The organism is uncultured Tepidimonas sp. (assembly GCF_938045175.1).
Classification (GTDB): domain Bacteria; phylum Pseudomonadota; class Gammaproteobacteria; order Burkholderiales; family Burkholderiaceae_C; genus Tepidimonas.
In genome coordinates this window covers 1-3,047 of record NZ_CALIND010000117.1, presented here as the reverse complement: position 1 = coordinate 3,047, position 3,047 = coordinate 1, and the positions used below count along the sequence as shown (strand labels likewise).

Below are 3,047 nucleotides of genomic sequence, written 5' to 3'. Positions count from 1 at the left end.
GACAGCAGGTCGATGCGCTGCACGAGCAGCCCCGCCGCTTCGCGTTCGACCTGGATGCGGGTTTGTAAATCTTCGATCGCCTTCATGCGTTCACTCAGGCGCTGGCGCAGGCCCGCCAGCGGCTCGCGCGACAGCGGCGCACCGGCCTTGGCAGCGTCGCGCTGCCAGGCCATGGCGTCGGCCAGATTCAGGCGCGGCGCGGCCAGCAAGGCCTCGGCACGGGCCGCCCACTCGGCGGCAATGGCGTCTTGTGCACGCGCGCGGCGCCGCTCGTCGAGGCGCTCGCGCACCAGCTTGGCCGCCCCTTTGTCGCGCCCCGCGAGTTCGCGGTAGACCTCGGACAACGCCTCGATCGAGGGGTCGGTCGCCAGCCAGTCGCGCAGGCGGGCCGCACGCTCGCCGGAGGTGGGCGCGGTGAAGGCGCCGCCGGTGCGCTGGTCGAGTTCGGACAAAGTGGCTTTCGCGGAGGAAGATTCGGACGCGTTCACGGTTGGGGCGCGGTCTGGCCGCTGGGCAAGACGGGTGACGAAAAAGAAAACGAGGATGGCGGCATCGCGCGTGCGTGCCGGTGCCAACGCCTTATTGTCGCTCACCCGGCCCACAGGTCGAGCGGCGGGTCGTGCACCACGGCCTTGAGCACGTCGCTGCGCGAGACGAAGCCGATCAATCCGCCCGCCTCGCTGACCACCGGCAGCCCCGGCAATCCCGTGACCAGCAGCGCCAACGCCAGGCGCCGCAGCGGGGTTTCGGGGGTGACGGCGGGCACCGGGGTGATCATGATGGCCGCCAGAGGCTGCGCCAGAAAGCTGCGCCAGACCAGGACGCTGTCCTCCGGGCGGGGCAGGCGCTCCGGGCTGAGCAGCTGGCCACGGGTAAACAAGCCCACCAGCCGCCCCTGCGCATCGAGCACCGGGGCCTGTCCCACGTCCTGCTCCGCCAGGCGGCGCCAGCCATCGGCCACCGTCATGCTCTCGTCGACCGTGACGGTCTGCGCCGCCATCACGTCCCGCACATGCTCCAGCGGGTGGCGCTGCGGCGCGGGGTGCTGCACCTCGCCATACGCCTGCACGGCCGCGGCGGCGGGCCGCGGCAGGGGCGGCGCCGCACCGTCGCGCGCGTGCGCCCGCTCCGCCAGCAACGAATAGCCACTGTCGGCAAAATCAGGCCGGTCCACCGGCGTCGACAGCGCCCGCACGCGCGCGGACTGCAGCGTGGGCAACACGCGCCGCAGATCTTCGATCGGGCCGCGGTACATCAGGCCCGAGGTGCCGTAGATGGCCAGCATGTTCACCCTCCAGTGCGCAGCGCCGCCGCGTGGCTGCGCCGACTGCGGGGAGAGGCCGTCAGTCGGGCAGGAACAGCGCCTGCAGATCGCTCAACCAGTCGAACCCCAGCGCGCTGGGTGCCACCCAGCCGTCGTCACGCACGACCAGCCAGCCGCGCTCGCGCGCCTGTTCGATCGTCGCCGATACCGCCTTCATCGGCAAGCCCGTGCGTTCACTAAAGGTGCGCAGCGCAAAGCCGTCGCGCAAGCGCAGCGCGTTGAGCATGAATTCGAAGGGCAGGTCGCGCGCCGTGACCTCGTGTTGCTGCGCCACCGGCTGGCCCGCCAGCGCCTGCTCGACATAGCGCGCCGGGTCACGCCAGCGCACCTGGCGCATGATGCGCTCGGCAAAGCTGAGTTTGCCGTGCGCCCCGGCGCCGATGCCCAGGTAGTCGCCAAACTGCCAGTAGTTGAGGTTGTGCCGACAGCGATGCCCGCGCCGGGCATAGGCAGAGACCTCGTAGCGCTGCAGACCGGCGGCCGCCGTGCGCTCGGTGATCGCGTCCAGCATGGCCGCTGCCGTGTCGTCGTCCGGCAGCACCGGCGGCTGGTGCGCAAACGCGGTGTTGCGCTCGATCGTCAGGTGATAGACCGACAGGTGCGGCGGCGCCACCGCCAACGCCACGTCCAGGTCGCGCTGCAGGTCGGGCAAGGTCTGCCCGGGCAGCGCGTACATCAGGTCGAGGTTGAAGGTCTCGACGTGGCGCGCCGCCTCCTCGACGGCCGCGCGGGCCTGCGCCGCGTCATGCACGCGTCCGAGCGCGCGCAAAAAGCGGTCGTCGAAGCTTTGCACCCCGATGCTCAGCCGCGTCACGCCAGCGGCGCGAAAGGCAGCGAAGCGCGCGCGCTCGAACGTACCCGGGTTGGCCTCCAGCGTGACCTCGGCATCCGGCTCCAGCGGCAGGCGCGCGCGCACCTGCGACAGCAGCTCGCCGATGACCTCGGGGTCGAACAGGCTGGGCGTGCCGCCGCCGATGAAGACGCTGACCACCGGCCGCCCCCACACCTGCGGCAGGCTCGCCTCCAGATCGACCAGCAGCGCGCGCACATAGTCGCGCTGAGGCAGCGGCCCGCGCTGGTGCTTGGCCGCCCCCCACTCGTGCGAGTTGAAGTCGCAGTACGGACACTTGCGCAGGCACCACGGCAGATGGATGTACAGCGCCAGCGGCGGCAGGTGCGTCAGACGGAGCTGACCCGGGCGCTGCCACTGCAGCACCGCCTCGGCAGCGACCGGCGTCGGGCTCATGGCTGCGGCCACGCGCGCTCCTGCATCAACGCCAGCATCGCACGTGCAGCACGTCCGCGGTGGCTGTGCGCATTCTTGACGTCAGTGGGCAGCTGGGCGAAGGTGCAGCCGAACGTGGGCAGAAACATGACCGGATCGAAACCGAAGCCGCCCTCACCCACTGGCTCGTGGGTGATCACCCCCTCGACCCGGCCCGTGGCCACCAGCGGCTCGGGGTCGTCCGCGTGGCGCAGCGCCACCAGGGTACTGACCATGGCGGCGCGCCGGTCGGTCACGCCACGCATTTGCTCCAGCAGCGCGCGCACGTTGTTGGCGTCGCTCTTGGGGTAGCCGAACTGCGTGCAGAAATGCGCGGTGTCGACGCCCGGCCGCCCCCCCCAGGCCGCGACGCACAGGCCGGCGTCGTCGGCCAGCGCGGGCAGGCCGCTGGCCGCGGCCGCATGGCGCGCCTTGGCCAGCGCGTTTTCTAGAAACGTG

At 71.4% G+C, this 3,047-nt stretch carries 3 protein-coding genes and 1 pseudogene; all 4 read right to left on the bottom strand.

What is annotated here, in order from left to right; translation table 11 throughout:
• Positions 1-452 (bottom strand): annotated as a pseudogene (locus Q0716_RS06200) (DUF349 domain-containing protein); the annotation flags it as partial.
• A 137-nt stretch (positions 453-589) separates the two neighbouring features.
• The gene (locus Q0716_RS06195) at positions 590-1,285 is read right to left on the bottom strand and encodes a CBS domain-containing protein (protein ID WP_299020881.1); all 696 of its coding nucleotides are present in this window, start codon (positions 1,283-1,285) and stop codon (positions 590-592) included.
• A gap of 58 nt (positions 1,286-1,343) precedes the next feature.
• Complete coding sequence (gene hemW / locus Q0716_RS06190) at positions 1,344-2,570, bottom strand: radical SAM family heme chaperone HemW (RefSeq protein WP_299020883.1); 1,227 nt, start codon at positions 2,568-2,570, stop codon at positions 1,344-1,346.
• A partial coding sequence (locus Q0716_RS06185; protein WP_299020878.1) for a non-canonical purine NTP pyrophosphatase occupies positions 2,567-3,047 on the bottom strand: 481 nt, incomplete at its 5' end. The genes Q0716_RS06185 and hemW, both read right to left, overlap by 4 nt.